This window comes from Klebsiella sp. BIGb0149, from assembly GCF_004362605.1.
Lineage (GTDB): Bacteria > Pseudomonadota > Gammaproteobacteria > Enterobacterales > Enterobacteriaceae > Klebsiella > Klebsiella terrigena.
On the sequence record NZ_SNYG01000005.1, the window covers coordinates 105,853 to 131,154 of the forward strand.

Consider the following 25,302-nt stretch of genomic DNA (forward strand, 5'->3'; position numbering starts at 1 on the left):
CTCCGGGGAAACCTCACTCCACCACCGCTTCCAGCGGAGCAAACCCGCCGAGGCCCTGCCAGCCGTTCAGCCGCCGGTAAACCTCGGCCACCGCGTCTTTAATCGGCTGGGTCATCGGATAGTAGAAGCCGACGATATCCGGCTGAATGCCTAAGAAAATCACCTCGCCGACGTCCTCTTTCAGCTGATCGATCAGATAGTTGAGCGGCATATTGTGGGTGGTCATCATAAACATTTCGGCGATATCGTCAGGATCGACGATGCGGATCGCGCCGGGACTGAGCCCCATGTCGGTCGCGTCGACGATCAGCAGGCGATCGGGGCGCAGCTCGCGGATCGCGACGATGTCGTTTTCCGGGGCGCTGCCGCCGTCAATGACCACCCAGCGGCCCGTCGGGTTTGCCGCGCACGTTTCCGCCAGCAGCGGACCCGCGCCGTCGTCGCCCATCATGCTGTTGCCCACGCAGAGTAAAACGTCAGTCACGGAGTCTCCTCACCATCAGATAGATGGCGCTTTCCTGGTGAATATCATGCAGCATGCTGAGCATCAGCCTGCTCCACGCCTGCTGCTGCGGCGTCTGCGCAACCTGCGCGTTATCAAAGGCGTTGGCCAGCATCGTCACGTGATTGCTGTCGATAACGATTTCGCCATATTTCGGCACGCCTTCCATTTTTCGCCGGGCGGTGCTGCCCGCTTCAAGGGTTGCAATCCACGCCAGGTACTGGTCCCACGGGCAGCTCAGCGCCGTTTCCAGACAGTCGATAACCCCAAGATGGTGACCAATCGCCAGGCTGTAATAGACAACCTGCTGCGCCTGGTCAGGCGTGGCGTCGTTCTCATCAATAAATTTACGGCTCAGCTGGCTGAACACCACCGTTTCACTCATCGGATGCGCGCCTCCTCAACCACCTGATTGAGATGGGTAACGATCTCGGTCAGACGCGGATCTTTTTCCGCCTCCAGCCAGCGCACGACCTGGCTGTCGCCCTGGCCGAGCAGGCGCATATAGTCATCGGCAATCTGCCGACCGTAGCGATAGCCCGCCAGGCGGCGCGCTTCGCGGTCGATGCGCACCCGCAGCGGCTGGACCATATTCGGATGCAGAATTTCCGCCGCCTTGTCATCCTGCTCGCCCGGCAGACGGGCGTGAATTTTCTGCTCCAGCAGGCCCAGCGCCATCGCAAAACCGTACAGCGTCGCGGCCGGCGTCGGCGGGCAGCCGGGAATATAGACGTCGACCGGCACAATTTTATCGGTGCCGCCCCATACGCAGTACAGATCGTGGAAGATACCGCCGCTGTTGCCGCAGGCGCCGTAGGAGATACAGATTTTCGGGTCCGGCGCGGAGTGCCAGGCGCGCAGCGCCGGTGAGCGCATGGCGCGGGTCACCGCCCCGGTGAACAGCAGGATATCGGCATGACGCGGCGACGGAACGACCTTTATTCCAAAGCGTTCGGCGTCAAACAGCGGCGAAAGCGTGGCGAAAATCTCAATCTCGCAGCCGTTGCAGCCGCCGCAGTCCACGCGATACACGTAGGCGGAACGCTTAATATTCTTCAGCAGCGATGCCTTCATGCTGGCGATAGACTCGTCTACCGTCATCGGCACAGGAATACCGTTTTCATCGCGCGGGCCCAGTAAATTACTCATCAGCTGGCCTCTCTCATATGGCGAGTCAGTTCAATACGATCGGACGGCACCAGGCACTTCTGGCGCTTGCACTCGGGGCAGGTTTCGAAGCTTTCGCGGCGCATCCCGGCGCGGGTATCGCCGTTGTGCTCCAGCAGCGCGATGGCGTAATCGATCTCTTTCTGCACGGCGAAGGGACGCGCGCACGTCCGGCAGTGGCACATAGCAAAGCGCGACTGCTGGAGGAAATCCTCTTTCTTCCACACCGCCAGCTCGTACTCCTGCGAGAGCTTAATCGCCGCCGTCGGGCACACCTCTTCGCAGCGGCCGCAAAAGATGCAGCGCCCGAGGTTGAACTGCCACGCCAGCTGGTTAGCGGCGAGGTCGGTCTCCACCGTCAGGGCATTCGACGGGCAGGCGTTAACGCAGGCCGCGCAGCCGATGCACTGCTGGGGAGTGTGTTCCGGCTTGCCGCGGAAGTTTTTATCCACCGGCATCGGCTCCAGCGGATAGGCGTGCGTCGCGGTGCCGGTATTAATAACTTTTTTAATAAAGGTAAACATGGCGGCTCCTTATTTCAGCGGCGAGTTTTTACGCTCGATGCTGTAGCGCTCCAGCTCTTTGTACGGCACCACTTTGCTTTTCTTCTTCCGCACGTCGACCACGGTCATTCGGTCGGTACAGGAGTAGCAGGGATCGAGGCTGCCGATAATCAGCGGCGCATCGGAAACGGTATTGCCGCGCAGCATATAGCGCAGGGTCGGCCAGTTGGCGTAGGTCGCCGCCCGGCAGCGCCAGCGGTAGAGCTTCTGATTGTCGCCGGTCATACTCCAGTGGATATCATCCCCGCGCGGCGCTTCCGAGAAGCCCAGCGCAAAACGATGAGGAATATAGGTGAAGCCATCCACCATCAGCGGGCCGCCCGGCAGATTGTCGAGGCCGAAGTCGATCATATTTAGCGCGGTGTAGACCTCGTTGATGCGCACCTTCAGGCGCGAAATCACGTCGCAGCCCTGCTCGCTGTGCACTTCCATCGGCAGCAGGCCGTAGCCGACAAACGGATGGTCGGCGCGGGTATCGCGCGCGTGGCCGCTGGCGCGCACCATCGGGCCAACGTTGCTGAAGTCGCGGGCGATTTGCGGGTCGAGACGGCCAATGCCGACGGTACGCTGCGCCATGTTCGGCGTGCTGAGCAGCATCTCCACCAGCTCCTGCACGTCGCGGCGCATCTGCTGCGCCAGCTGGCGGGTCTGGATCATATCCTCTTTCAGCAGGTCGCGACGGATGCCGCCAATCAGGTTCAGGCCGTAGGTTTTACGCGCCCCGGTGAGGATCTCCGCCATTTTCATCGACGTCTCGCGCACGCGGAAGAACTGCATGAAGCCGGAGTCAAAGCCGGTAAAGTGGCAGGCGAGGCCGAGGTTGAGCAGATGCGAATGCAGACGCTCCACCTCCAGCAGAATGGCGCGGATCATCTGCGCGCGCTCCGGCACCACGATGCCCATCGCGTTTTCTACGGAGGTGGTATAGGCGGTGCTGTGGGCAAAGCCGCAGATGCCGCACACCCGGTCGGAGAGGAAGGTCACTTCGTTGTAACCCATCCGGGTTTCCGCCAGTTTCTCCATCCCGCGATGGACGTAGAACAGACGGTAGTCGGCGTCGATAATATTCTCCCCGTCAACGAACAGGCGGAAATGGCCGGGTTCATCGGAGGTGACGTGCAGCGGGCCAATCGGCACCACGTTGTTTTTCTTACTGCCCAGCTCGTTAATGAACTCGTAGGTTTCCGCATCGGTGGTCGGCGCCGGGCGCTGACGGTAATCCATGCTGTCTTTGCGCAGCGGATAGAGTTCGTCCGGCCAGTCGTCCGGCAGCACCAGACGGCGCTCATCCGGCAGGCCAACCGGCAGCAGGCCGTACATATCGCGCACTTCGCGCTCGCCCCATACCGCAGCGGGCACCCGCGGCGTCACCGACGGATATTCCGGCTTATTGGCGTCCACTTCCACGCGCACGGTTATCCAGCACTTCGTCCCCTGCTCCATCGACAGCACGTAGTAAACGGCATAGTGGCCGTTGAGCTTGCGTTCGTCGTTACCGAACAGCACCGACAGCCAGCCGCCCTGCTGGTAGTAGAGAAACTCCACCACTTCCGGGAGATAGTTGATCTTCACCGTGACGGTGAGCTGATCGTTGGTCTGCCAGGCCTCGTCCAGCACCACGCCCGGGAAGGTCTGATGCAGCGCGGCGAGATAGCGTTGACCCGGTTTTTCTTCGTTCATATATAAGACTCTCTTAAATCACGCCGCCAGCAAGGAGACGAAGGCTAAAAAGGCAAAGCCAAAACCGGCCCAGGTAACGCGGGACGTGGCACAAAAGCGCAGGCGCGCCATGCTGTTTTCAAACAGGGCAATAATCAGGACGCCGGCCACCAGCTTGACGACGGCGACCACCAGCGCCAGCAGCAGCCCACCGACGCTAAAGCTGGTCATCTGCCCCCACGGCATAAACACGCCGACAAACATCTGCAGGACCACCAGCTGCTTGAGGCTAATCCCCCACTTCAGCACCGCGAAACCGCTGCCGCTGTATTCGGTCAGCGGCCCCTCCTGCAGCTCCTGCTCCGCCTCCGCGAGGTCGAACGGCAGCTTGCCCATTTCGATAAAGGTGGCAAAAGCGCAGGCGGCCAGCGCGAGGATCAGCGGAATGCTGCGCGCGGCGGGCCAGTGGTAGATGGTGTCGGTGATGCTGCTGATATGGGTCGAGCCGGCAACCTGCGCCGCCACCCACAGTCCCAGCAGCAGAATCGGCTCAACCAGCACGCCGAGCATCGCTTCGCGGCTGGCGCCGATGGCGGTAAACGGGCTGCCGGTATCCAGACCGGCGATAGCAAAGAAGAAGCGGGCGATGGCGAAGAGATAGATCAGCGTAATCAGGTCGCCCAGCCCCGCCATCGGCGAGTCAACGGTAACCACCGGCAGCGCGGTGGCGATGGTCAGCATCACGCCGACCATCACGTACGGCATCAGGCGGAATACCCAGCCGGAGGCGTCGGGGCCGATACTCTGGCGCCCCAGCAGCTTGATAATGTCCCGATACTCCTGCAGCACGCCCGGCCCGCGGCGGTTATGCAGACGGGCGCGGGCGACGCGGGTGATGCCGGACAGCAGCGGCGCGGCGGCAAACAGCGCCAGCGCCTGCAACAATGCAACGAATACGCTCATTTTCAGGCTCCTCGTGAAATGACAATAACGACCAGCACCGCCAGCTCAATCAGCGCAACGCTGCGCAGCAGCGCGGGCGCGGAGCCGTTCTGCCAGCCGGGGATCAGGCGTACCGGGTTCAGCCAGTGGCGCAGCTTGAGCAGCGGAGCAAAGGCCTCTTTGACCGGCATCGCGAAGCCGTGGGCGGTCACCACCATCGATTTTTCATGGTCGTAGCCGCAGACCCAGGCCGCGCCGCGGGAGCGCGCGGGCAGGCGGTCGCCTTTGTAGAAAATCATCAGCAGCAGCGGCAGCAGCGGACAGGCGATCAGCAGAATGGCAATCAACGGCTGCGACACCACGCTCGATACCTGAGCCTGGGCCGGGACCACGCCGCTCACCAGCGGCAGAAGCCACGGCGCTGCCACGCCGCCAATCACGCAGCAGAGCGCGGAAAACACCACGCTGAAGGTCATCAGCCACGGGGCGCTGGTGGCGTTTTCCGCCTGCTGGCTCCGCGGCGCGCCGAGGAAGGTGACGCCGTAGACTTTAGCCATGCACATCACCGCCAGGGCGCCGGTAATCGCCAGGCCTACCGCCAGCAGCGGCCCGAGCAGGCGGCCGATAAACGCCTCGCCGGTGCTGAGCCTAAAGAACGACTGATAGATAACCCACTCGCCGGCAAAGCCGTTCAGCGGCGGCAGCGCCGCCATAGCCATCAGGCCAACCAGCATAGAGAGCGAAATCAGCGGCATTCTTTTGCCGATGCCGCCCAGCTTTTCGATATCGCGATGGCCGGTGCGGAACCACACCGCCCCGGCGCCAAGGAACAGCGTGGTTTTAAACAGACTGTGGTTGATCAGGTGATACATCCCGCCGATAAATCCCAGCACCATCAGGCTGGCGTTATCGAGGGCCACGCCGGTGACAAACGCGCCGAGGCCCAGCAGGATGATGCCGATATTTTCCAGAGTGTGGTACGCCAGCAGGCGCTGGATATTGTGCTCCATCAGCGCGTAGAGCCCGCCGATAAACGCGGTGATCATCCCCAGCACCAGCAGCAGTACGCCCCACCACAGCGGCGGGATGCCGCCGGCAAGGGAGACCGTCAGGATGCCGAACAGGCCAACCTTCATCACCACCGTGGAGAACAGCGCGGCGGCCGGCGCGCCGGCGCCGGCATGGGCCTGCGGCGCCCAGCCGTGCAGCGGAATAATCCCCGCCAGCAGCGCAAAACCGACCAGCGCCGGGAGCCACAGCAGCATCTGCTGCGGGGCTCCGGCGGCCAGCAGGCTAATCTGCGTCAGATCGAGCGTGCCGTAAAACGACCACACCAGCCAGCAGCTCCACGCCAGCAGCAGCGTGCCGAAGCGGCCCAGCGCAAACCACAGTTTGCCGGACTGGGCGCAGCCGGTAAGGAAGGCTCCGCACAGGGCCATAATTTCCGCCATCACCACCAGACTGCCAAAGCTGGTCGTCACGACGGCGCAGGTGGCGGCCGCCAGCAGCAGGTTGACCAGCAGGCCGTTAGCTTTTACCTGCGGATGGCGGTGCCAGGAGATATTAAATAGCGAAATCGGTAATGCCGAGAGGCCGATGGCCAGCAGCCACAGGGCGTTAACCCCGCTAACCCGCACGGGCAGCGAGATCATCTGCAGCACGCCGGTGCTCACCCGACCCGGCATCAGCAGCGTCGCCATCCCGGCGACGATCAGCATCGCGCTGGCAACCGCCCCGCCGATCCCGGCGATCGCGCCGCTTAGCGGTTTTCTCAGGCTAAAGAGCAGCGCCAGCACGGCGCTGACGGCGTACCAAACCACCGCCTGATTGACTAAAGAGATAATGTTCACTTCACGCCCCCTTGTTGCGCCTGAAACAGCGACAAATCGCCGAGGTCGGTGTTAAAAGTCAGCTCGCGCTTACGCCTGCTGGCCAGGGCGATGTCGCGGATATCAACCAGCAGCAGCGCTTTTGTCGGGCAGGTACGCACGCAGGCAGGTCCCTGCTCATCGAAATGGCACAGATCGCATTTCACCGCGATAGCGCGTACGCCCGGTACCCAGTCGAGCAGCGAGCTGACGCGGGCGGGCGCGGGCGGCGCGGCGGGCGCCATCGGCGTATTCGCATTTGCCGGAATATCCAACGGTCGGCTGCCGGAAAATTCGATCGCGCCAAACGGGCAGGCGATGCCGCACAGCTTGCAGCTTACGCACAGGCTTTCGTTTAGCTGGACCGCGCCGTCGATGCGGTTAATCGCGTTAACCGGGCATACTGCGGCGCAGGGGGCGTCTTCGCAGTGGTGGCACATCTGCGGCGCGGATTCTTTTTCATTACGCATGACCTGCAGTCGCGGCATCGCCTGCAGGCCCTGCTGGCGATGCGTCTCAGCGCATGCGGCTTCGCAGGTGCGGCAGCCGATACAGACGGTGGAGTCAGCAATTACAAAACGGTTCACCGGGTCTTCCTCGGGTGAAAGTCATTTTTGACGAAATCAGGTTGTGCAGATGTCATTTTCGACACCCGTCGACACCTTGCGCTTAGTCGTCCAGCTGCAGATGGCTTAAATCCACCGGCTGGTCCTGTTCCATGGCGTCGTACAGGCGGTCGTATACGGTCGCCACGATCGCCAGATAATGCTCCAGCACCTTCTCGCGGGAGCGGTTGCTGATGCGCCCGTCGATGGTGCCGTCAGAAGCCAACGTAGCCTGCGCGATCAAGCGCTTATCTTCGCCATTTTTGCTTTGTACGTAGTATTCGATGGTGTGGTTGTTAAAGCCTTCCGCCAGCGCGACAAAAACCTGAAAGTGGCCGAACAGCACGAAGCACAGCTCTTTGTCCGGCGCGCAGCTCATCGCATGATGCAGGCGCGCCTTCGACAAGGTGATGCCCTGAACCAACGAGTTGCAGTAGGTATGCCACTGCTCCTGATGCTGGCGGTGACGATCGGCGATGTAGTCCGCCTTTTCACTTATTTCCCAAATAGTCATCTCGGATCTCCCGGTTGCATGAGATGCACTGCACTAGCATTTTCTATGCCAAATTTCATCTTATTGATATTTATTGAAATTAATAAAATTCGGGGCCTTCAGCGACATGTCGACGACGTCATCAGGTCATCGTCATCGACAGTTTCTCCGACAGTACCGATGCCCTGGCATCGTTATTGCATATATGGCCCATTGCGGCGATGTGGAGGCCACCATGCACGAAATCACGCTTAGCCAGCGGGCGTTGGAAATTATTGAACAGCAGGCGCAGCAGGCCGGCGCGCGTCGGGTCACCGGCGTGTGGCTCAAGGTCGGGGCCTTTTCCTGCGTGGAGGCCAGCGCGCTGACCTTCTGCTTTGAACTGGTGTGCCGCGGCACGCTGGCCGAAGGCTGCGAGCTGCATATCGCCGAACAGCAGGCCGAATGCTGGTGTGAGTCCTGCCAGCAGTACGTGCGTCTGATCTCTCAGCACGTGCGGCGCTGCCCGCAGTGTCAGAGCGACGGGCTGCAGATCGTGGCGGACGATGGCTTACAGATTCAGAGAATAGAAGTGATCCCCGCATAGTGCGCCCGGGATCGCGGCGGCAGGCGCGCGAGCGCCGCCAGCAGAGAAACAACGCGCAGTATGGCGGGATAGACCAGGAGTAAAATTATGTGTACCACCTGCGGCTGTGGGGAAGGCAACCTTTATATAGAAGGTGACGAACGTAACCCCCACTCGGCGTTTCGCAGCGCCCCCTTCGCGCCGGCTACGCGCCGGCCGATGACCATTACCGGCGTCAAAACCGACGGTTTTACCCCCAGCCGCTCCGCTGAGGGCGACCTGCACTACGGCCACGGCGAGGCGGGTACCCATGCGCCGGGCATTAGCCAGCGTAAAATGCTGGACGTTGAAATTGACGTGCTGGAGAAGAACAACCGTCTGGCCGCCCGCAACCGCGCCCGCTTTGCGGCCAAAGGCCAGCTGGTGCTGAACCTGGTCTCCAGCCCCGGCTCCGGCAAAACCACCCTGCTGACCGAAACCCTGCTGCGCCTGAAGGCGAAAACCGCCTGCGCGGTGATTGAAGGCGACCAGCAAACGGTCAACGATGCGGCGCGCATCCGCGCCACCGGCACGCCGGCCATTCAGGTCAACACCGGCAAGGGCTGCCACCTCGACGCGCAGATGATCGCCGAGGCCGCCCCACGCCTGGAACTTGCCGATAGCGGCATCCTGTTTATTGAAAACGTCGGCAACCTGGTATGCCCGGCGGGCTTCGATCTCGGCGAGCGGCACAAGGTCGCGGTCCTGTCGGTGACCGAAGGTGAAGACAAGCCCCTGAAGTATCCGCATATGTTCGCCGCCGCCAGCCTGATGCTGCTGAACAAAATCGATCTCCTGCCGTACCTCAATTTTGACGTTGAGCAGTGCCTCGCCTGCGCGCGGGAGGTAAACCCTGATATTGAAATCATCCTGCTTTCCGCCACCAGCGGAGAGGGCATGGAGCAGTGGCTTAACTGGCTGGAGGCGCAGCAATGTGCATAGGCGTCCCGGGACAAATTTGCGCCATTGAAGGCAACCAGGCCAGGGTCGAGATCTGCGGCATCCAGCGCGAGGTCGACTTAACGCTGGTGGGCACCGTCGATGAGCAGGGCCGGCCGCGGCTCGGCCAGTGGGTGCTGGTGCACGTCGGCTTCGCCATGAGCATCATTAATGAAGCCGAAGCCCGCGATACCCTCGCGGCGCTGCAAAATATGTTTGAGGTCGAGCCGGACGTCGGCGCCCTGCTGTTCGGCGAGGAGCGATAATGCGTTTCGTTGATGAATACCGCGCGCCGGAGCAGGTGCTGCAGCTGGTGGATCGCCTGCGGGAGCGCGCTCGCCTGCTGCCGCATACCGCCGCCCGTCCGCTGCGGATTATGGAGGTTTGCGGCGGCCACACCCACGCTATCTTTAAATTCGGCCTCGACCAGCTGCTGCCGGAAAATATTGAATTTATCCACGGTCCCGGATGCCCGGTCTGCGTCCTGCCGATGGGCCGCATTGACGCCTGCATTGAAATTGCCGGCCGCCCGGGCGTCATTTTCTGCACCTTCGGCGATGCGATGCGCGTACCGGGGAAAAACGGCTCCTTGCTGCAGGCAAAATCGCGCGGAGCCGACGTGCGCATCGTCTATTCGCCGGTCGATGCCCTGAAGCTGGCGCAGCAAAACCCCGACCGCGAGGTGGTGTTCTTCGGGCTGGGCTTTGAAACGACCATGCCCGCCACCGCGCTGACCCTACGCCAGGCGCGCGACCGCGACGTCGATAACTTCTTCTTTTTCTGCCAGCACATTACCCTGCTCCCGACCCTGCGCAGACTGCTCGATACTCCGGACAACGGTATCGACGCCTTCCTCGCCCCCGGTCACGTCAGCATGGTCATTGGTACCGAAGCCTACGGGTTTATCGCCAGCGACTACCGCCGGCCTTTAGTGGTTGCTGGATTCGAACCTCTTGATCTACTGCAAGGCGCGGTGATGCTGGTTGAGCAGACAATAGCGCGGTGCAGCCGGGTCGAGAACCAGTATCGTCGCGTAGTACCCGATGCAGGTAATCCGCTGGCGCAGCAGGCGATTGCCGACGTGTTCTGTCTCTCCGGCGACAGCGAATGGCGCGGGCTTGGGGTCATCAGCGCTTCCGGCGTAGGGCTGACGCCTGAGTATCAGCGTTTCGACGCCGAAGCCCATTTTCGCCCGGCGCCCCAGCGCGTTTGTGACGACCCGCGAGCCCGCTGCGGCGAGGTGCTGACCGGACGCTGCAAACCGCATCAGTGCCCGTTATTCGGGCAGGTCTGTAATCCGCAAAGCGCGTTCGGCGCGCTGATGGTCTCATCAGAAGGCGCCTGCGCCGCCTGGTATCAATATCGCAGTCAGGAAAACGAAGCATGAAAAGCATCCAGTTAGCCCACGGTAGCGGCGGTCAGGCGATGCAGCAGCTGATCGCCTCCCTGTTTATGCAGGCCTTCGCCAATCCGTGGCTGGCGGAGCAGGAGGATCAGGCGCGGCTTGACCTGGTGCAGCTTGCCGCCCAGGGGGATCGCCTCGCCTTCTCCACCGACGGCTACGTTATCGATCCGCTGTTTTTTCCCGGCGGCGATATCGGCAAGCTGGCTGTATGCGGCACCGCTAACGACGTGGCGGTAAGCGGCGCTCTGCCGCGCTACCTCTCATGCGGTTTTATCCTCGAAGAGGGGCTGGAGATAGCCACCCTTGAGAAGGTGGTGAACAGCATGGCGCAGACCGCTCAGGCGGCGGATATCGCTATCGTCACCGGTGATACCAAAGTCGTGCCGCGCGGGGCGGCGGATAAGCTGTTTATCAATACCGCCGGGATTGGCGCGATTCCTCCCGAGATCCGCTGGGGAGCACGGCAGATTACGCCCGGCGACGTGCTGCTGGTCAGCGGCACGCTGGGAGATCACGGGGCCACCATTCTGAATTTGCGCGAAGGGCTCGGGCTGGACGGCGCGCTCTCCAGCGACTGTGCGGTATTAACGCCGCTGATTCAGACGCTGCGCGACCTTCCCGGCGTGAAAGCGCTGCGCGATGCCACCCGCGGCGGCGTTAACGCGGTGGCCCATGAATTTGCCGCGGCCAGCGGCTGCGGGATTGAGCTGCACGAACGCGAGCTGCCGGTCAACGATACCGTACGCGGCGTTTGCGAACTGCTTGGGCTCGATGCCCTCAACTTTGCCAATGAAGGCAAGCTGGTTATCGCCGTCGCTCGCGATGCGGCGGAAGCGGCGCTGACCCGGCTGCGGGCGCACCCGCTCGGCCGCCGCGCGGCGATAGTTGGCGAAGTGGTTGAGCGCAGCGGCGTGCGGTCCGTCGGCCTGTACGGCGTGAAACGCACCCTCGATCTTCCTCACGCCGAGCCGCTGCCGCGAATTTGCTAGTCGCCTCTGGCCGCCGGGGTAGCGTTGCGGCGGAAAGCGCCCGACTGGCGCAAAAATGCTTTATTAACATACTATTACATCCTAAATAATTCGAGTTGCAGGAAGGCGGCAAGCGAGGGGATCCCGATGAGCTTACTCAGGTAAGTGATTCGGGTGACTGAACGCAACCCACGCAAATGCAACTTGAAGTATGACGGGTATATTTATGTCATCACTTTCTTATGCGCTGCTTTGTCGGCGCTTTTTGGACGTAAGCAATGTCGTATACACCGTTGGGCGATTTCGGGCAGCAGGGTCTGTTCGACATCACCCGAGTTTTATTACAGCAGCCCGATCTGGCCGCGCTGAGCGAAACGCTGACGCGTCTGGTCAGACAGTCCGCGCTGGCGGATCGCGCCGCTATTATTCTCTGGAACGCCGGCAACCACCGCGCGGCCAGATACGCCTGCGACGAAGCGGGCCTGCCGGTGAGCTACGAAGATGAAACCGTGCTCGCCCACGGGCCGGTGCGGCGCCTGCTCTCGCGCCCCGACGCGCTGCACTGCGACCGCGCCACCTTTGTCGAAGCCTGGCCGCAGCTGGCCGATAGCGGCCTCTACCCGTCGTTCGGCCATTACTGCCTGCTGCCGCTGGCGGCAGAAGGCCGCATCTTCGGCGGCTGCGAGTTTATCCGCAACGATGCCCGTCCGTGGACGGAAAAAGAGTATCAGCGCCTGCACACCTTCACGCAGATCGTCGCCGTGGTCACCGAGCAGATCCAGAGTCGGGTCAGCAATAACGTTGATTACGATCTGCTGTGCCACGAGCGCGATAACTTCCGCATTCTGGTTGCCATCACCAACGCCGTGCTCTCCCGGCTGGATATCGATGAGCTGGTCAGCGAGGTCGCCAAAGAGATCCACCGCTATTTCCGCATCGACGCCATTAGCGTGGTGCTGCGCAGCGGCCGCAAAGGCAAGCTGAATATCTACTCGACCCACTACCTCGACGCCAGCCATCCGGTGCACGACCAAAGCGAGGTCAACGAGGCCGGAACGCTGACCGAGCGGGTGTTTAAAAGCAAAGAGATGCTGCTGCTCAATTTGCACGAACACGACTCCCTGGCGCCGTACGAAAAAATGCTCTTCGAGATGTGGGGTAACCAGATTCAGACCCTGTGCCTGCTGCCGCTGATGTCCGGCAATACCCTGCTTGGGGTCCTGAAGCTGGCGCAGTGCGATGAGAAGGTCTTCACCACCACCAATCTCAAGCTGCTGCGCCAGATTGCCGAGCGCGTATCGATCGCCGTCGATAACGCGCTGGCGTATCGCGAGATCCAGCGTCTGAAAGAGCGGCTGGTTGATGAGAACCTCGCGCTGACCGAGCAGTTGAACAACGTCGAGAGCGAGTTTGGCGAGATAATTGGCCGCAGCGAAGCGATGCACAGCGTGCTCAAGCAGGTCGAAATGGTGGCGCACAGCGACAGCACCGTGCTGATCCTCGGCGAAACCGGCACCGGTAAAGAGCTGATTGCCCGCGCGATCCATAACCTCAGCGGCCGCAACGCCCGGCGAATGGTGAAAATGAACTGCGCGGCGATGCCCGCCGGGCTGCTGGAAAGCGACCTCTTCGGCCACGAGCGCGGAGCCTTTACCGGCGCCAGCGCCCAGCGTATCGGTCGTTTTGAGCTGGCGGACAAAAGCTCGCTGTTTCTCGATGAGGTCGGCGATATGCCGGTTGAGCTCCAGCCGAAGCTGCTGCGCGTGCTGCAGGAGCAGGAGTTTGAGCGCCTCGGCAGCAATAAGCTGATCCGCACCGACGTGCGGCTGATCGCCGCGACCAACCGCGATCTCAGGCAGATGGTCGCCGATCGCGAGTTCCGCAGCGATCTCTACTACCGGCTCAACGTTTTTCCGATCCATATCCCGCCGCTGCGCGAACGTCCGGATGATATTCCGCTGCTGGTCAAAGCCTTCACCTTTAAAATTGCCCGCCGTCTTGGGCGCAATATCGACAGCATTCCGGCTGAAACCCTGCGCACCCTAAGCCGCATGGAGTGGCCGGGCAACGTCCGCGAGCTGGAAAACGTTATTGAGCGCGCGGTGCTGCTGACCCGCGGCAGCGTGCTGCAGCTATCCATGCCCGAGCTGAGCAGCGATCCGGAACCGATGGCGGCAGAAATTCTGCCGCAGGAGGGCGAAGACGAGTATCAGCTTATCGTCCGCGTGCTGAAAGAGAGCAACGGCGTGGTTGCCGGCCCCAAAGGCGCCGCCCAGCGTCTGGGCCTAAAGCGCACGACCCTGCTGTCGCGGATGAAAAGATTGGGTATTACAAAAGATGAGCTAGTATAGGTCCGACACGCACTCAACCAGGTACAAGGAGATTCTATGGCGGTATCAGCACGTAATCAGCTCACCGGCACGGTCAGCGCGGTAGCCACGGGCGCAGTTAACGATGAGGTTGAATTAACCCTCGCGGGCGGCGCAAAGCTGGTGGCAATTGTCACCCACAGCAGCAAGGAAGCGCTGGGCCTGGTCGCAGGAAAAGAGGCCATTGCGCTGGTTAAAGCGCCGTGGGTCACCCTCGCGACCGAGGATTGCGGCCTGAAGTTCTCCGCACGCAACCAGTTTGCCGGCAGCGTGATCCGCGTAACGGAAGGCGCGGTCAACGACACCGTACATATTAAAACCGATGCCGGTTTTGAGATTGTCGCTGTCGTCACCAACGAAAGCCAGCAGGAAATGAAGCTCGCGCAGGGCAGCCGCGTGATTGCGCTGATCAAAGCATCGGCGATCCTCCTCGCAACCCGCGCCTGAGTCAGACTCAAAGCGCTGCTTCACTTTGAGTGAAACAGCGTTCATTGCAAACCTCCGCGTCAGCAGCGCCTTTCGGCATTTTTCCGCTGGCGCTGCGCCGATCGGGCGTCGATTTCGCGCCCGTTTCCCCTCCGCCGCTATGCCACGCTATCGTTTCCACGCTCATTATTCGCCCACCATCTAAATAATAATCATTTTCATTTAACAATAGCTTGTGCTATATAACATAGCACAGGCTATAAATGATGATTAATTAATCGCAACGTTGTGAGGGAACCTATGCTGCACCTGCCACCGCTGAAACACCTGATGTTTGCCGCTACTCTGGCGATCCTCGCCGTCGCCCCCGCGCAGGCGAAAGATAAATTTAAGGTCATCACCACCTTTACGGTGATCGCCGATATGGCGCAGAACGTGGCCGGCGATGCCGCCGAGGTGAGTTCAATTACCAAACCGGGGGCCGAGATCCATGAGTATCAGCCCACGCCCGGTGATATCAAGCGCGCCCAGGGAGCGCAGCTCATTCTCGCCAACGGTCTGAATCTCGAACTGTGGTTCGCCCGCTTCTACCAGCATTTAAACGGCGTGCCGGAAGTGGTGGTCAGCAACGGCATTCAGCCGATGGGCATCAGCGACGGCCCCTATAACGGCAAGCCCAACCCGCATGCGTGGATGTCGGCGGACAACGCCTTAATCTACGTCGATAACATCCGCGACGCGCTGGTGAAATACGATCCGGACAACGCCGACGTCTATCGCCGCAACGCTGAGGCCTACAAGGAAAAAATCCGCCAGACCATGGCGCCGCTGAAAGCGCAGCTGGCGAAACTGCCGGAGGATAAGCGCTGGCTGGTCACCAGCGAAGGCGCATTCTCCTACCTCGCCCGCGATAACGGCCTGCAGGAGCGCTATTTATGGCCGATTAACGCCGACCAGCAGGGCACGCCGCAGCAGGTGCGTAAAACCATCGACACCATGAAAAAAGAGCATATCCCGACCATCTTCAGCGAAAGCACCATCTCCGATAAGCCGGCGCGCCAGGTCGCGCGCGAAGCCGGCGCCCACTACGGTGGCGTGCTCTACGTTGACTCCCTGAGCACCGCCGACGGCCCGGTACCTACCTATCTCGATCTGCTGCGGGTGACCACGCAAACCATCGTCCAGGGCATCAACGACGGCCTGAGGAAACAGCCATGAGCGCAGGAACGGCGGGGCTGGTCATCGATCGGGTCAGCGTAACCTACCGCAACGGCCATACCGCGCTGCGGGATGCCTCCTTCAGCGTCCCGCAGGGTTCGATTGCCGCGCTGGTTGGGGTGAACGGCTCGGGGAAATCGACCCTGTTTAAAGCGCTGATGGGCTTCGTGCGCCTGGCGCGCGGCGAGATTGCGATTCTCGGCCGGCCGGTCAACCAGGCGCTGCGGCAAAATCTGGTGGCCTACGTCCCACAGTCCGAAGAGGTCGACTGGTCGTTCCCGGTGCTGGTGGAGGACGTAGTGATGATGGGACGCTACGGCCATATGGGCTGGCTGCGGCGGGCAAAGGCTCGCGATCGCGAGATCGTTGACGCGGCGCTGGCGCGCGTAGGCATGAGCGAATACCGCCAGCGGCAGATCGGCGAACTCTCCGGCGGCCAGAAAAAGCGTGTGTTCCTTGCCAGAGCCATCGCCCAGCAGGGCAAGGTGATCCTGCTGGATGAACCCTTTACCGGCGTCGACGTGCAGACCGAAGCGCGGATCATCGCCCTGCTGCGGGAGCTGCGCGATGAAGGCTGCACCATGCTGGTCTCAACCCACAATCTCGGTTCGGTCAGCGAGTTTTGCGACTACACCGTGATGGTCAAAGGCACCGTTCTCGCGAGCGGCCCGACCGAGACCACCTTTACCGCCGAGAATCTGGAGCTTGCCTTTAGCGGCGTGCTGCGCCACGTGGTGCTGAAAGGCGGCGAGGATCGCATCATTACCGACGATGAACGGCCGTTTATCAGCCGCCGGGCAACAGGAGGCGAAGGATGAACTGGCTGATCGAGCCGTTTGGCTATCAGTATATGCTGAACGCGATGTGGGTCTCCGCGCTGGTCGGCGGCGTGTGCGCATTTCTCTCGTGCTACCTGATGCTTAAAGGCTGGTCGCTGATTGGCGATGCCCTTTCCCACTCGATCGTCCCCGGCGTGGCGGGAGCCTATATGCTCGGCCTGCCCTTTGCGCTGGGCGCCTTTCTCTCCGGCGGGCTGGCGGCGGGCAGCATGCTGTTTCTCAACCAGCGCTCAAAGCTCAAGGAGGATGCCATTATCGGGCTGATTTTCTCCTCCTTCTTCGGTATCGGGCTGTTTATGGTGTCGCTCAACCCGACCTCGGTAAATATTCAGACCATTATCCTTGGCAATATTCTGGCGATTGCCCCGGAGGATATTATCCAGCTGGCGGCGATTGGCTTTATTTCGATAATCATCCTGCTGCTGAAATGGAAAGATCTGATGGTGACCTTTTTCGATGAAAGCCACGCGCGCTCCATCGGCCTGAACACCACCGGACTCAAGCTGCTGTTCTTCACCCTGCTGGCGGCCTGTACCGTTGCGGCGCTGCAAACCGTGGGCGCGTTTCTGGTGATTTGCCTGGTGGTCACCCCCGGCGCCACCGCCTGGCTGCTCACCGACCGCTTTCCGCGCCTGCTGGCGATTGCCGTCGCCATCGGAAGCCTGACCAGCTTCTTCGGCGCCTGGCTGAGCTACTATCTGGACGGCGCCACCGGCGGCATTATCGTGGTGGCCCAAACGCTGCTGTTTCTGGCGGCATTTATCTTCGCGCCAAAGCACGGCCTGCTTGCCAGCCGCCGTCGCGCCAGGGAGGCCTCATGCTGACCGCTCTGCTCGAACCGTTCCAGTTCTCTTTTATGATTAACGCCATGCTGGTGGCGGCTATCGTTGCCGTCCCCTGCGCCCTGCTGTCGGTGTTTTTGGTGCTTAAAGGCTGGGCGCTGATGGGCGATGCCATGAGCCACGCGGTGTTTCCGGGGGTGGTGGTGGCGTACATCGTCGGCATTCCATTCGCCATCGGCGCCTTTATTGCCGGGCTGTTCTGCGCCATTGCCACCGGCTATCTTGATGACAATAGCCGCATCAAGCGCGACACGATCATGGGGATCGTCTTTTCCGGCATGTTTGGCGCAGGGCTGGTGCTATACGTCGCCATTCAGTCCGAGATTCATCTCGACCATATTCTGTTCGGCGATATGCTGGGCATCTCCGCGAGCGATATCGCGCAAACGTCGCTGATAGCACTGGCTATTGCGCTGATTATTGGGCTGAAGTGGCGCGATTTTCTGCTGCACGCCTTCGACCCTCATCAGGCCAAGGCCAGCGGTTTACGCTGCGGGCTGCTGCACTACGGGCTGCTGTGCATGATTGCGCTGACGATCGTCGCGACGCTGAAAGCGGTGGGGATTATTTTGTCGATTTCGCTGCTGATAGCGCCGGGCGCTATCGCGCTGCTGCTGACGCGGCGCTTTATCAGCGCGCTGCTGCTGGCGGTGGCGCTCGCCGTGAGCTGTTCGCTGGGCGGCGTCTGGCTGTCGTTTTATCTCGATAGCGCCCCGGCGCCCACCATCGTGGTGCTGTTCACCGCGCTGTTTATCATTACGTTCGTTTATACTTCGATGCGCGATAGCCGGACGCAGGCCGACTCCGCAGAGGTCGAGGGCCGCGGCTAGCGCCACTGCCTGGAAAAGCGCCGGCTATTTTTTTGGCCGGTATTTTTCCGGCAGCTCGGGTACCGGGCGCCGGTCATCAATCAGATGACGAATGGTTAATATCGGGTGGCGCCAGAGCATTCGCGGCCCCGCCCAGCGCATGATCTGCTTCATCTCTTCGCGTTTTGCCGGCTGATAGCAGTGCACCGGGCACTGCTTGCAGGCCGGCTTTTCTTCACCAAACACGCATTTATCCAGCCGCTTATCGGCATAGGCGTTGAGCGCCTGATAGTGCTCCGCGTCGCCTGTAGCCTCCGGGCAGCGGCGCCGATAGAGCGAAATCATCCTGCTGATGGTCTCTTTTTCGCGATCGATACGTTTACCCGCCATAGCCTGCCCCCGGCAATAAAGATGCACCTATAATACACCTTAAGGCGGCGCGGTGCAGCCGGTTACTCCCTGAGGATTAGGCCGGCTTATCCACGTGCCCCAGCGGTTTTTCCGGGAAGCAGACGTCGCGTACCCGACGCTTGAGCTCCGCCGCATCGGGGAAACCGTCGTCCTGTTTGCGATCCCAGATTTGCACATCGTCTACGGTGATGGTGAATATTCCCCCGGTTCCCGGCACCAGCGTTACCGAGCCGATATCGGTGCTGAAGGTGTGCAGCAGCTCCTGCGCCATCCAGCTGGCGCGCAGCATCCAGTTGCACTGGGAGCAGTAGGTGATGGTAATGGCGCGCTTAGTCATTGTTATCCTCAATAGTTCCTACCTGAATGATCAGGTTAGTTAATCGTTAAGCCGAATTGTAAGCAACTTTATGAATAAAATGTGGAGATATAATGAATTAGTTGCAAATGGTAATACTTATCATTAGTATTCGCAAAATTACAGGGAATGAATTCGCCAGCGCAGGGAAATAACGGGGTGAATCGACAAATCTGGAAGTAACGCGTGAGCCGATACTAATAATTATCAAGGCGTGGCTACTATGTACAAATCCACTCAATCAACAGCATGGTTTAAAAAAAGCCTGCTGGTGACTTCTTTGCTCGCAGCAATTTATCAGACCTCCGCCGGGGCGGCTGACAGCACCAATAAAAATCTCACCAGCGATGCATCATCCGATGATAGTTCGGAGCTGATGACCGTGACCGCACCCGCGCCCGAGCTGAAAGCAGGCAGCGAACACACCATTAGCGCTCAGGATCTGCAGGATAAAGGCGCGAAAGATTTTGGCTCCATCATGCGCTATGAGCCGCTGATTGGCGCCACCGGCGCCAGCGGCGGTTCGGGCAACGGTAAAAGCGGCTTCGACCGCGGCGGCTACACCGGCTACAACATTCGCGGCATGGAGAGCAACCGCGTCGGGATCGACGTCGACGGCATCGCCCAGCCAAACGCCACCGGACGCAGCTACGTCAGCCGAGCGGGCCTCAACACCTTCGGCATCGGCCGCGACTACATTGACCCGTACATGTACGGCAGCATCAATATTCAGTCCGGCGCCACCTCCAGCGAAACGGCCAACAGCTCCATCGGCGGTAACGTCTCTTTCCGTCCGAAATCTGCCGATGACTACCTGCGTCCTGGCAAAACCAGCGCCTTCGGCTACCAGAGCGGCTACGACTCCGCCGACCGCAGCTGGCACAACGGCGTCACCATCGCCGGCGGCGACGAGACCCTGCGCGGGATCTTCGTCTACAGCCGTCGCGACGGCCAGGAAACGGAAAATAACAGCGGAACCGTCGATTCATATCCGGCCAACTGGCACTCCGACGCCTTTATGACCTCCGGGATCTGGCAGCCAAATGAAGAGCATAAGCTGACCGGCACCTTTGATTACTACCATAAAACCAACCATACGCACTACGACGCCTGGGACTCCAGCGGCGGCAGCGTTATCGGCACCGCCAACCAGACCAGCCAGACGCGCCGCTGGGGGCTGAGCCTGAAAGACGACTGGACGCCGATGAACGACTATATCGATAGCGTGTCGACTAAGGTCTACTACCAGCATACCGAGGCCCACGACTGGACCTGGATGCCGGATAGCACCGCCCTCTCCATGGAGACCGTGAACTCGAACTTTGACACCGACACCTGGGGGTTCCAGACCGCGCTGGCCAAATCCGTGGGCCGTCATGACCTGAGCGGTGGCCTCAACGCCAGCACCACCAAAACCCAGCGTCCGTTCAGCCAGTCGCCGGTGCCGAGCGTCTACAGCGCGATCATGCAGCCGGAAGCGGATAGCCGCGGCTACATCATCGCCGGCTTCGTGCAGGATAAGATTAACTTCGATCTCGACAGCCATAACTTCGCCGTGATCCCGGGCATTCGCGTCGTGCATCAGTCGACCAAGCCGGAGAACCTCTCGGACCTGACCACCAACAGCAGCGTGCTGACCGGCTCCGCCGTCTCGACGCTGTACGGTAAGAACTCCGATACCCAGGCGCTGCCGTCGCTGACCCTGCAGTACGATATGACTCCGCGCCTGATGACCTACCTGCAGTACCAGCGCGGCGCGCAGTTCCCGAACGCCAGCCAGCTGTACGGCTCATGGAACCTCGGCTCCAGCTATGCCGGACGGGCGCAGTACGCGCTGATCGGCAATACCGATCTGAAAACCGAAACCAGCGATAACTTCGAGTGGGGGATGAAGGGCGAGGTGACGGAAGGCATCACCATGCGCACCGCGCTGTTCTACAACAGCTATAAAAACTTTATCGCCTATAGCCGCTACACGCGCTCCGGCAACCCGGACCAATTCACCAACGTACCGTCGAATATCTATACCATTTATCAGGCGGAAAACCGCGATAAGGCCTATATCTACGGCGGCGAAATCAGCGCCAAATTTAACTTTGGCACCTGGTTTGAAGAGGTTAACGGCCTGAGCGCCACCCTCGCCTACGGCTATAGCGAAGGGAAATCGAAGTCCAGCTATAACGGCGACAAGTACGTCGACCTCGATAGCGTCGCGCCAATGAAGGCTATCGTCGGCGTGGCCTGGGACGACCCGGCAAAAGTGTACGGTACCGCGCTGACCGCGACCTTTGTTAAGGGCAAACGCGCCAGCACCACCAACCGCGAAAGCTATACCAACACCGGCTCGGCGATCACCGATTCCACCAGCGAATATATTCGCGTGCCTGGCTACGGCATGCTCGACTGGACCGCTTACTGGCAGGTGGCGAAGAACGTGCGCCTGAACGGCGGGGTTTACAACATTACCGATCGTAAATACTGGGATTACCTGAGTAGCCGTAATATCGAGACATCGACCAACCAGGATGCCAATGACAAAGCGCTGGCGACGATGCCTGGCCGTACCTGGCAGCTGGGCGTGAACGTCGATTTTTGATAGATCCAATAATAAGAAACCTGCCCCCGGCCATCGTGCCGGGGATACTCATCGTAGAGAAGGATGTGAATTATGCTAGACGCTCAACATCAACCTGCCCCGCTGTGGCAGCGCTATCTGACCACTAAAGCGCAATCCTCCGCCAAATACGCCCGCGATATCGCCGCCGAAATGGGGATTAGCGAAGCCGAACTGACCGAAGCCCGCCTCGGCTACGATGCCGTGCGCCTGCAGGACGACGCGCGCGCTATCCTGGCCGCGCTGGAAGCCGTCGGCGAAACGAAGTGCATCTGCCGCAACGAATACGCGGTCCACGAGCAGGTCGGCGAATTTACCCACCAGCACCTCAACGGCCACGCCGGACTGGTGCTCAACCCGCGGGCCCTCGACCTGCGCCTGTTTCTCAGCCAGTGGGCCAGCGCGTTCCACCTGACCGACAACGATCGCCAGAGCATTCAGTTCTTCGATCATCACGGCGACGCGCTGCTGAAGGTCTACGCCATCGAGCAAACCGATATGGCAGCCTGGGACGCGCTGATTGCTGAGCACACCCAGAACGCGCCGACGCCGCTGGCGATTCGTCCCGTCGAGATCGCAAAATATGCAGACACCGTCGACGGCGCTGCGCTGGAGAGCGAGTGGCGCGCGATGACCGACGTGCACCAGTTCTTCGTCCTGCTGAGAAAGCATAACCTGTCGCGCCAGCAGGCTTTCCGGGCGGTGAGCGACGACCTCGCCTGCCGCATTGAAAACGATGCCCTGCCGCGCCTGCTGGGCGCCGTCCGCGAAGAGGGCAACGAAATTATGATTTTCGTCGGCAACCGCGGCTGCGTGCAAATTTTTACCGGCGCGCTCGAAAAGCTGCTGCCGATGCGCGGCTGGCTCAATATTTTCAACAGCACCTTTACGCTGCACCTGCGCGAAGACAGCGTTGACGAGGTTTGGGTGACCCGCAAGCCGACCGCTGACGGTCACGTTACCAGCGTCGAGCTGTTCGCCAAAGACGGCACGCAGATCGCCCAGCTCTTCGGCCAGCGCAGCGAAGGCCACCCGGAGCAGGAGCAGTGGCGCAGCCAGGTTGACCGTCTGACGACGGAAGGACAGACCGCATGAAACGCTGGCTCGTACTGCTGACGGTCTTGCCGCTGTTTGCCAGCGCCGCCGCCGAACGCATCATCTCTCTCGGCGGCGACGTCACCGAAGTGGTTTACGCCCTCAATGCCCAGCAGCAGCTGGTCGCCAAAGACAGCACCAGCACCTGGCCCGCCGAGGCGCAGTCGCTGCCGGACGTGGGCTATCTGCGCCAGCTCAACGCCGAAGGGATCCTCTCGCTGCGTCCGACCCTCGTGCTGGCCAGCGCCCAGGCCCAGCCTTCGCTGGTGCTAAAAAAGGTGCAGGAAAGCAGCGTGAAGGTTATTGACGTACCGGGGGGCTACAGCCTGGCGTCAATTGATAAAAAGGTCGCCACGATTGCTGATGCCTTAGGCAAACAGGAACAGGGCGATGCGCTGCTGCAGAAGCTGCACCAGCAGATCGCGCAGATCCCCAGCCAGCCGCTTAACAAGCGGGTGCTGTTTATTCTCAGCCACGGCGGGATGAACACGCTGGTTGCCGGGAAGCAGACGGCGGCCGATGGCGCGATCCGCGCCGCCGGCCTGCAGAACGCGATGCAGGGCTTCGACCACTACCGCAGCATGTCCCAGGAGGGCGTGGTCGCCAGCCTGCCGGACCTGGTGGTCATCTCCGCCGACGGGCTTAAGGGCATGGGGGGCGAAGCGGGACTGTGGAAACTCCCCGGCCTGGCGCAAACCCCGGCGGGCCGCCATAAGCAGGTGCTGGTGATTGACGATATGGCGCTGCTCGGGTTTGGCCCACGCACGCCGCAGGCGGTCATCACGCTGCGGCAAAAAGCGGAGCAGCTGCCCTGATGCGTGCCGCTCCCGCCCGTACTCTGTGGCTAATGCTGTTGCTGCTGGCAGGGCTGACGCTGTTCGCCACCACCCTCGGGGCGATGCGTCTGCCGCTCGCCAGCCTGTGGCCGTCAGGAGATGAGGTGCTGCGCCATATCTGGCTGACGATTCGTCTGCCTCGCGTGCTACTGGCGCTGCTGGTCGGCGCCGCGCTGGCGCTCTCCGGCTGCGTGATGCAGGGGCTGTTTCGCAACCCGCTCGCCGACCCCGGCCTGCTGGGGATCAGCAGCGGCGCGGCGCTGGCGGTGGCCTGCTGGCTGGTGCTGCCGCTGTCGGTGCCGGTACTGGTGGCGCTGTATGCGCCGATGCTGGCGGCCTTTATCGGCAGCATGGCGGTGATGGTGGTGATTTTTATCCTCAGCCGGGCCGGCGACGGCTCGCTGTCGCGCCTGCTGCTGGTGGGGATTGCCATCAACGCGCTGTGCAGCGCGCTGGTGGGCGCGCTGGCGTGGATAAGCAACGATACCCAGCTGCGCCAGCTCTCCCTGTGGGGGATGGGCAGCCTCGGCCAGGCGGAGTGGTCTACGCTGCTGGTGGCGGCCACGCTGATGGTCCCGGCGTCGGCGGCGGTATGGCTGATGGCCTCGCGCCTCAACCTGCTGCAGCTTGGCGATGAGGAAGCGCACTATCTCGGGGTCAACGTCCGGGCGCTGCAGCGGCTTCTGCTGCTGTGCAGCGCGCTGCTGGTGGCGGCATCGGTCGCCATCAGCGGAGTGATCGGCTTTATTGGCCTGGTGGTTCCGCATCTGATGCGGATGTGGCTGGGGCCGGACCATCGCGGCCTGGTCCCCGGCTCGCTGCTCGCCGGCGCGATTTTACTGCTCCTCGCCGATACCCTCGCCCGCACCGTCGCCGCGCCCGCCGAAATGCCGGTCGGCCTGCTGACCAGCATGCTCGGCGCCCCGTGGTTTTTATGGCTTATTTTCCGCCAGCAGAGGACGATCAATGGATAACAGCTATATCGCCCGCTCGCTGTCGCTGCGCGTCGGCCAACGCCTGCTGATTGACGATATTTCACTGCAGCTGAGCGCGGCCGGAATGACGGCGCTGATTGGCCCGAACGGCGCGGGCAAATCGACCCTGCTCCGCCTGCTGACCGGCTTTTTAACCCCGGACAGCGGCGAACGGCGCGTAGAGGGCCGACCGCTGGAAAGCTGGACGCCGGAGGCGCTCTCCCGCCGTCGGGCGGTGATGCTGCAGCGTACCCAGCTGCACGCCGACTGGCCCGTTGAGACGGTGATCGCTATGGGACGCTCCCCGTGGGGCAAAACCCCGGACCTCCAGGCGGTCCGCAGGGTGATGGCGGAGACCGGCTGCGACCATCTGGCCGGCAGGCGCTACCCTTCGCTCTCCGGCGGCGAGCAGCAGCGAGTGCAGCTGGCCCGCTGTCTCGCCCAGCTGTGGCGCGACGACGCTCCGCAGGGCTGGCTGTTTCTTGATGAGCCGACCTCGGCGCTGGATCTTTACTATCAGCAGCACCTGCTGCGCCTGCTGAAACGGCTGACCCGCAGCGGCCTGCTGCACGTCTGCATCGTGCTGCACGATCTTAACCTCGCCGCGCTATGGGCCGACCATATCCTGCTGATGCATCAGGGAAAGCTGGTGGCGGAAGGCACGCCGCATAAGGTGATACAGCAGCCGATCATCAGCCGCTGGTACGGCGCCGACGTGCGCACCGGCCAGCACCCCGATCACCCGATCCCCCAGGTCTATCTGGCGCCATAATTCCGCCGTGGGTAGCGCGCTCGTCCG

27 protein-coding genes are annotated in these 25,302 nt (G+C 61.4%); 16 read left to right on the forward strand and 11 right to left on the reverse strand.

All coding sequences use genetic code 11. The annotated features are described in order from the left end of the window. Positions 1-13: 13 nt before the first annotated feature. The 9 genes from hycI to hycA all read right to left on the reverse strand — a co-directional run bounded on the left by hycI (position 14) and on the right by hycA (position 7,820). Positions 14-484 carry a hydrogenase maturation peptidase HycI gene (hycI, locus tag EDF75_RS17835; RefSeq protein WP_133600355.1) on the reverse strand — a complete coding sequence of 157 codons (471 nt, stop codon included), beginning with the start codon at positions 482-484 and terminating at the stop codon, positions 14-16. After that, positions 477-887 (reverse strand): formate hydrogenlyase maturation HycH family protein, encoded by a 411-nt coding sequence (locus tag EDF75_RS17840; protein WP_133600356.1) that lies wholly within the window; start codon positions 885-887, stop codon positions 477-479. The genes hycI and EDF75_RS17840 overlap by 8 nt, the downstream gene beginning before the upstream one ends. Further along, positions 884-1,651 (reverse strand): NADH-quinone oxidoreductase subunit B family protein, encoded by a 768-nt coding sequence (locus EDF75_RS17845; RefSeq protein WP_095098457.1) that lies wholly within the window; start codon positions 1,649-1,651, stop codon positions 884-886. Before EDF75_RS17845 ends, EDF75_RS17840 begins: the two co-directional genes overlap by 4 nt. Next, the gene (locus EDF75_RS17850) at positions 1,651-2,193 is read right to left on the reverse strand and encodes a formate hydrogenlyase complex iron-sulfur subunit (RefSeq protein WP_133600357.1); all 543 of its coding nucleotides are present in this window, start codon (positions 2,191-2,193) and stop codon (positions 1,651-1,653) included. Before EDF75_RS17850 ends, EDF75_RS17845 begins: the two co-directional genes overlap by 1 nt. 9 nt (positions 2,194-2,202) lie before the next feature. Continuing rightward, complete coding sequence (hycE, locus tag EDF75_RS17855) at positions 2,203-3,912, reverse strand: formate hydrogenlyase subunit HycE (RefSeq protein ID WP_133600358.1); 1,710 nt, start codon at positions 3,910-3,912, stop codon at positions 2,203-2,205. 18 nt (positions 3,913-3,930) lie between these two features. Continuing rightward, the gene (locus tag EDF75_RS17860) at positions 3,931-4,854 is read right to left on the reverse strand and encodes a respiratory chain complex I subunit 1 family protein (RefSeq protein ID WP_133600359.1); all 924 of its coding nucleotides are present in this window, start codon (positions 4,852-4,854) and stop codon (positions 3,931-3,933) included. Between the two features lie 2 nt (positions 4,855-4,856). Continuing rightward, positions 4,857-6,683 (reverse strand): formate hydrogenlyase subunit 3, encoded by a 1,827-nt coding sequence (gene hycC / locus EDF75_RS17865; RefSeq protein WP_133600360.1) that lies wholly within the window; start codon positions 6,681-6,683, stop codon positions 4,857-4,859. Beyond that, on the reverse strand, positions 6,680-7,288 hold the full coding sequence (locus tag EDF75_RS17870; protein WP_095098475.1) for a 4Fe-4S dicluster domain-containing protein: 609 nt from the start codon (positions 7,286-7,288) through the stop codon (positions 6,680-6,682). The genes hycC and EDF75_RS17870 overlap by 4 nt, the downstream gene beginning before the upstream one ends. An 82-nt stretch (positions 7,289-7,370) precedes the next feature. Continuing rightward, positions 7,371-7,820, reverse strand: a complete 450-nt coding sequence (hycA, locus tag EDF75_RS17875) for a formate hydrogenlyase regulator HycA (protein WP_133600361.1) — start codon at positions 7,818-7,820, stop codon at positions 7,371-7,373. Between the two features lie 214 nt (positions 7,821-8,034). On the opposite strand from hycA, the gene hypA reads away from it, so the two are divergent. The 11 genes from hypA (at position 8,035) to sitD (ending at position 18,239) form a co-directional block, all read left to right on the forward strand. Further along, positions 8,035-8,385: a hydrogenase maturation nickel metallochaperone HypA gene (gene hypA, locus EDF75_RS17880; RefSeq protein ID WP_133600362.1), complete on the forward strand. Its 351-nt coding sequence runs from the start codon at positions 8,035-8,037 to the stop codon at positions 8,383-8,385. 87 nt (positions 8,386-8,472) lie between these two features. Then, a complete protein-coding gene (hypB, locus tag EDF75_RS17885) occupies positions 8,473-9,345 on the forward strand; it encodes a hydrogenase nickel incorporation protein HypB (RefSeq protein ID WP_133600363.1) in 873 nt (290 codons plus the stop codon). After that, a complete protein-coding gene (locus EDF75_RS17890) occupies positions 9,336-9,608 on the forward strand; it encodes a HypC/HybG/HupF family hydrogenase formation chaperone (RefSeq protein WP_133600364.1) in 273 nt (90 codons plus the stop codon). Before hypB ends, EDF75_RS17890 begins: the two co-directional genes overlap by 10 nt. Next, entirely contained in the window at positions 9,608-10,729 is a 1,122-nt protein-coding gene (gene hypD / locus EDF75_RS17895; RefSeq protein ID WP_133600365.1) for a hydrogenase formation protein HypD, read from the forward strand. Before EDF75_RS17890 ends, hypD begins: the two co-directional genes overlap by 1 nt. Beyond that, the gene (gene hypE / locus EDF75_RS17900; protein WP_133600366.1) at positions 10,726-11,736 is read left to right on the forward strand and encodes a hydrogenase expression/formation protein HypE; all 1,011 of its coding nucleotides are present in this window, start codon (positions 10,726-10,728) and stop codon (positions 11,734-11,736) included. Before hypD ends, hypE begins: the two co-directional genes overlap by 4 nt. Positions 11,737-11,993: 257 nt before the next feature. Then, positions 11,994-14,066: a formate hydrogenlyase transcriptional activator FlhA gene (gene flhA, locus EDF75_RS17905; RefSeq protein ID WP_133600367.1), complete on the forward strand. Its 2,073-nt coding sequence runs from the start codon at positions 11,994-11,996 to the stop codon at positions 14,064-14,066. A gap of 36 nt (positions 14,067-14,102) precedes the next feature. Beyond that, entirely contained in the window at positions 14,103-14,531 is a 429-nt protein-coding gene (locus EDF75_RS17910; RefSeq protein WP_133600368.1) for a TOBE domain-containing protein, read from the forward strand. 279 nt (positions 14,532-14,810) lie between these two features. Then, the gene (locus EDF75_RS17915; protein WP_095098502.1) at positions 14,811-15,728 is read left to right on the forward strand and encodes a metal ABC transporter substrate-binding protein; all 918 of its coding nucleotides are present in this window, start codon (positions 14,811-14,813) and stop codon (positions 15,726-15,728) included. Further along, positions 15,725-16,546, forward strand: coding sequence for a manganese/iron ABC transporter ATP-binding protein (locus EDF75_RS17920; RefSeq protein WP_133600369.1), 822 nt, complete (start codon positions 15,725-15,727; stop codon positions 16,544-16,546). Before EDF75_RS17915 ends, EDF75_RS17920 begins: the two co-directional genes overlap by 4 nt. Then, positions 16,543-17,391, forward strand: coding sequence for an iron/manganese ABC transporter permease subunit SitC (sitC, locus tag EDF75_RS17925; protein ID WP_133600370.1), 849 nt, complete (start codon positions 16,543-16,545; stop codon positions 17,389-17,391). The genes EDF75_RS17920 and sitC overlap by 4 nt, the downstream gene beginning before the upstream one ends. After that, positions 17,385-18,239 carry an iron/manganese ABC transporter permease subunit SitD gene (sitD, locus tag EDF75_RS17930; RefSeq protein ID WP_133600371.1) on the forward strand — a complete coding sequence of 285 codons (855 nt, stop codon included), beginning with the start codon at positions 17,385-17,387 and terminating at the stop codon, positions 18,237-18,239. Before sitC ends, sitD begins: the two co-directional genes overlap by 7 nt. A gap of 24 nt (positions 18,240-18,263) precedes the next feature. Here the strand turns inward: sitD and EDF75_RS17935 are convergent, their stop codons facing one another. Both EDF75_RS17935 and EDF75_RS17940 read right to left on the reverse strand, forming a co-directional pair. Then, the gene (locus EDF75_RS17935) at positions 18,264-18,608 is read right to left on the reverse strand and encodes a nitrous oxide-stimulated promoter family protein (protein WP_095098513.1); all 345 of its coding nucleotides are present in this window, start codon (positions 18,606-18,608) and stop codon (positions 18,264-18,266) included. 76 nt (positions 18,609-18,684) lie between these two features. Further along, positions 18,685-18,966 carry an Rdx family protein gene (locus EDF75_RS17940; RefSeq protein ID WP_133600372.1) on the reverse strand — a complete coding sequence of 94 codons (282 nt, stop codon included), beginning with the start codon at positions 18,964-18,966 and terminating at the stop codon, positions 18,685-18,687. A gap of 241 nt (positions 18,967-19,207) precedes the next feature. Here EDF75_RS17940 and EDF75_RS17945 point away from each other — a divergent pair, with 241 nt between their 5' ends. From EDF75_RS17945 to EDF75_RS17965, 5 genes are all read left to right on the forward strand, one after another. Further along, entirely contained in the window at positions 19,208-21,580 is a 2,373-nt protein-coding gene (locus EDF75_RS17945; protein ID WP_133600373.1) for a TonB-dependent receptor domain-containing protein, read from the forward strand. Positions 21,581-21,652: 72 nt separating this feature from the next. Next, positions 21,653-22,693: a hemin-degrading factor gene (locus EDF75_RS17950; protein WP_133600374.1), complete on the forward strand. Its 1,041-nt coding sequence runs from the start codon at positions 21,653-21,655 to the stop codon at positions 22,691-22,693. Next, positions 22,690-23,508, forward strand: coding sequence for a heme/hemin ABC transporter substrate-binding protein (locus EDF75_RS17955; protein WP_133600375.1), 819 nt, complete (start codon positions 22,690-22,692; stop codon positions 23,506-23,508). The genes EDF75_RS17950 and EDF75_RS17955 overlap by 4 nt, the downstream gene beginning before the upstream one ends. Then, a complete protein-coding gene (locus EDF75_RS17960; RefSeq protein WP_133600376.1) occupies positions 23,508-24,503 on the forward strand; it encodes a FecCD family ABC transporter permease in 996 nt (331 codons plus the stop codon). Before EDF75_RS17955 ends, EDF75_RS17960 begins: the two co-directional genes overlap by 1 nt. After that, positions 24,496-25,275 carry a heme ABC transporter ATP-binding protein gene (locus tag EDF75_RS17965; protein ID WP_133600377.1) on the forward strand — a complete coding sequence of 260 codons (780 nt, stop codon included), beginning with the start codon at positions 24,496-24,498 and terminating at the stop codon, positions 25,273-25,275. Before EDF75_RS17960 ends, EDF75_RS17965 begins: the two co-directional genes overlap by 8 nt. The last annotated feature ends 27 nt before the right edge of the window (positions 25,276-25,302 follow it).

Excerpts from the sequence above, each read along its gene's own strand:
- EDF75_RS17840 (WP_133600356.1), bottom strand. The coding sequence starts at position 887 with ATGAGTGAAACGGTGGTGTTCAGCCAGCTGAGCCGTAAATTTATTGAT.
- EDF75_RS17845 (WP_095098457.1), bottom strand. The coding sequence starts at position 1,651 with ATGAGTAATTTACTGGGCCCGCGCGATGAAAACGGTATTCCTGTGCCG.
- EDF75_RS17850 (WP_133600357.1), bottom strand. The coding sequence starts at position 2,193 with ATGTTTACCTTTATTAAAAAAGTTATTAATACCGGCACCGCGACGCAC.
- hycE (WP_133600358.1), bottom strand. The coding sequence starts at position 3,912 with ATGAACGAAGAAAAACCGGGTCAACGCTATCTCGCCGCGCTGCATCAG.
- EDF75_RS17860 (WP_133600359.1), bottom strand. The coding sequence starts at position 4,854 with ATGAGCGTATTCGTTGCATTGTTGCAGGCGCTGGCGCTGTTTGCCGCC.
- hycA (WP_133600361.1), bottom strand. The coding sequence starts at position 7,820 with ATGACTATTTGGGAAATAAGTGAAAAGGCGGACTACATCGCCGATCGT.
- hypA (WP_133600362.1), top strand. The coding sequence starts at position 8,035 with ATGCACGAAATCACGCTTAGCCAGCGGGCGTTGGAAATTATTGAACAG.
- hypB (WP_133600363.1), top strand. The coding sequence starts at position 8,473 with ATGTGTACCACCTGCGGCTGTGGGGAAGGCAACCTTTATATAGAAGGT.
- EDF75_RS17890 (WP_133600364.1), top strand. The coding sequence starts at position 9,336 with ATGTGCATAGGCGTCCCGGGACAAATTTGCGCCATTGAAGGCAACCAG.
- hypD (WP_133600365.1), top strand. The coding sequence starts at position 9,608 with ATGCGTTTCGTTGATGAATACCGCGCGCCGGAGCAGGTGCTGCAGCTG.
- hypE (WP_133600366.1), top strand. The coding sequence starts at position 10,726 with ATGAAAAGCATCCAGTTAGCCCACGGTAGCGGCGGTCAGGCGATGCAG.
- flhA (WP_133600367.1), top strand. The coding sequence starts at position 11,994 with ATGTCGTATACACCGTTGGGCGATTTCGGGCAGCAGGGTCTGTTCGAC.
- EDF75_RS17910 (WP_133600368.1), top strand. The coding sequence starts at position 14,103 with ATGGCGGTATCAGCACGTAATCAGCTCACCGGCACGGTCAGCGCGGTA.
- EDF75_RS17915 (WP_095098502.1), top strand. The coding sequence starts at position 14,811 with ATGCTGCACCTGCCACCGCTGAAACACCTGATGTTTGCCGCTACTCTG.
- EDF75_RS17920 (WP_133600369.1), top strand. The coding sequence starts at position 15,725 with ATGAGCGCAGGAACGGCGGGGCTGGTCATCGATCGGGTCAGCGTAACC.
- sitC (WP_133600370.1), top strand. The coding sequence starts at position 16,543 with ATGAACTGGCTGATCGAGCCGTTTGGCTATCAGTATATGCTGAACGCG.
- sitD (WP_133600371.1), top strand. The coding sequence starts at position 17,385 with ATGCTGACCGCTCTGCTCGAACCGTTCCAGTTCTCTTTTATGATTAAC.
- EDF75_RS17935 (WP_095098513.1), bottom strand. The coding sequence starts at position 18,608 with ATGGCGGGTAAACGTATCGATCGCGAAAAAGAGACCATCAGCAGGATG.
- EDF75_RS17940 (WP_133600372.1), bottom strand. The coding sequence starts at position 18,966 with ATGACTAAGCGCGCCATTACCATCACCTACTGCTCCCAGTGCAACTGG.
- EDF75_RS17945 (WP_133600373.1), top strand. The coding sequence starts at position 19,208 with ATGTACAAATCCACTCAATCAACAGCATGGTTTAAAAAAAGCCTGCTG.
- EDF75_RS17950 (WP_133600374.1), top strand. The coding sequence starts at position 21,653 with ATGCTAGACGCTCAACATCAACCTGCCCCGCTGTGGCAGCGCTATCTG.
- EDF75_RS17955 (WP_133600375.1), top strand. The coding sequence starts at position 22,690 with ATGAAACGCTGGCTCGTACTGCTGACGGTCTTGCCGCTGTTTGCCAGC.
- EDF75_RS17960 (WP_133600376.1), top strand. The coding sequence starts at position 23,508 with ATGCGTGCCGCTCCCGCCCGTACTCTGTGGCTAATGCTGTTGCTGCTG.
- EDF75_RS17965 (WP_133600377.1), top strand. The coding sequence starts at position 24,496 with ATGGATAACAGCTATATCGCCCGCTCGCTGTCGCTGCGCGTCGGCCAA.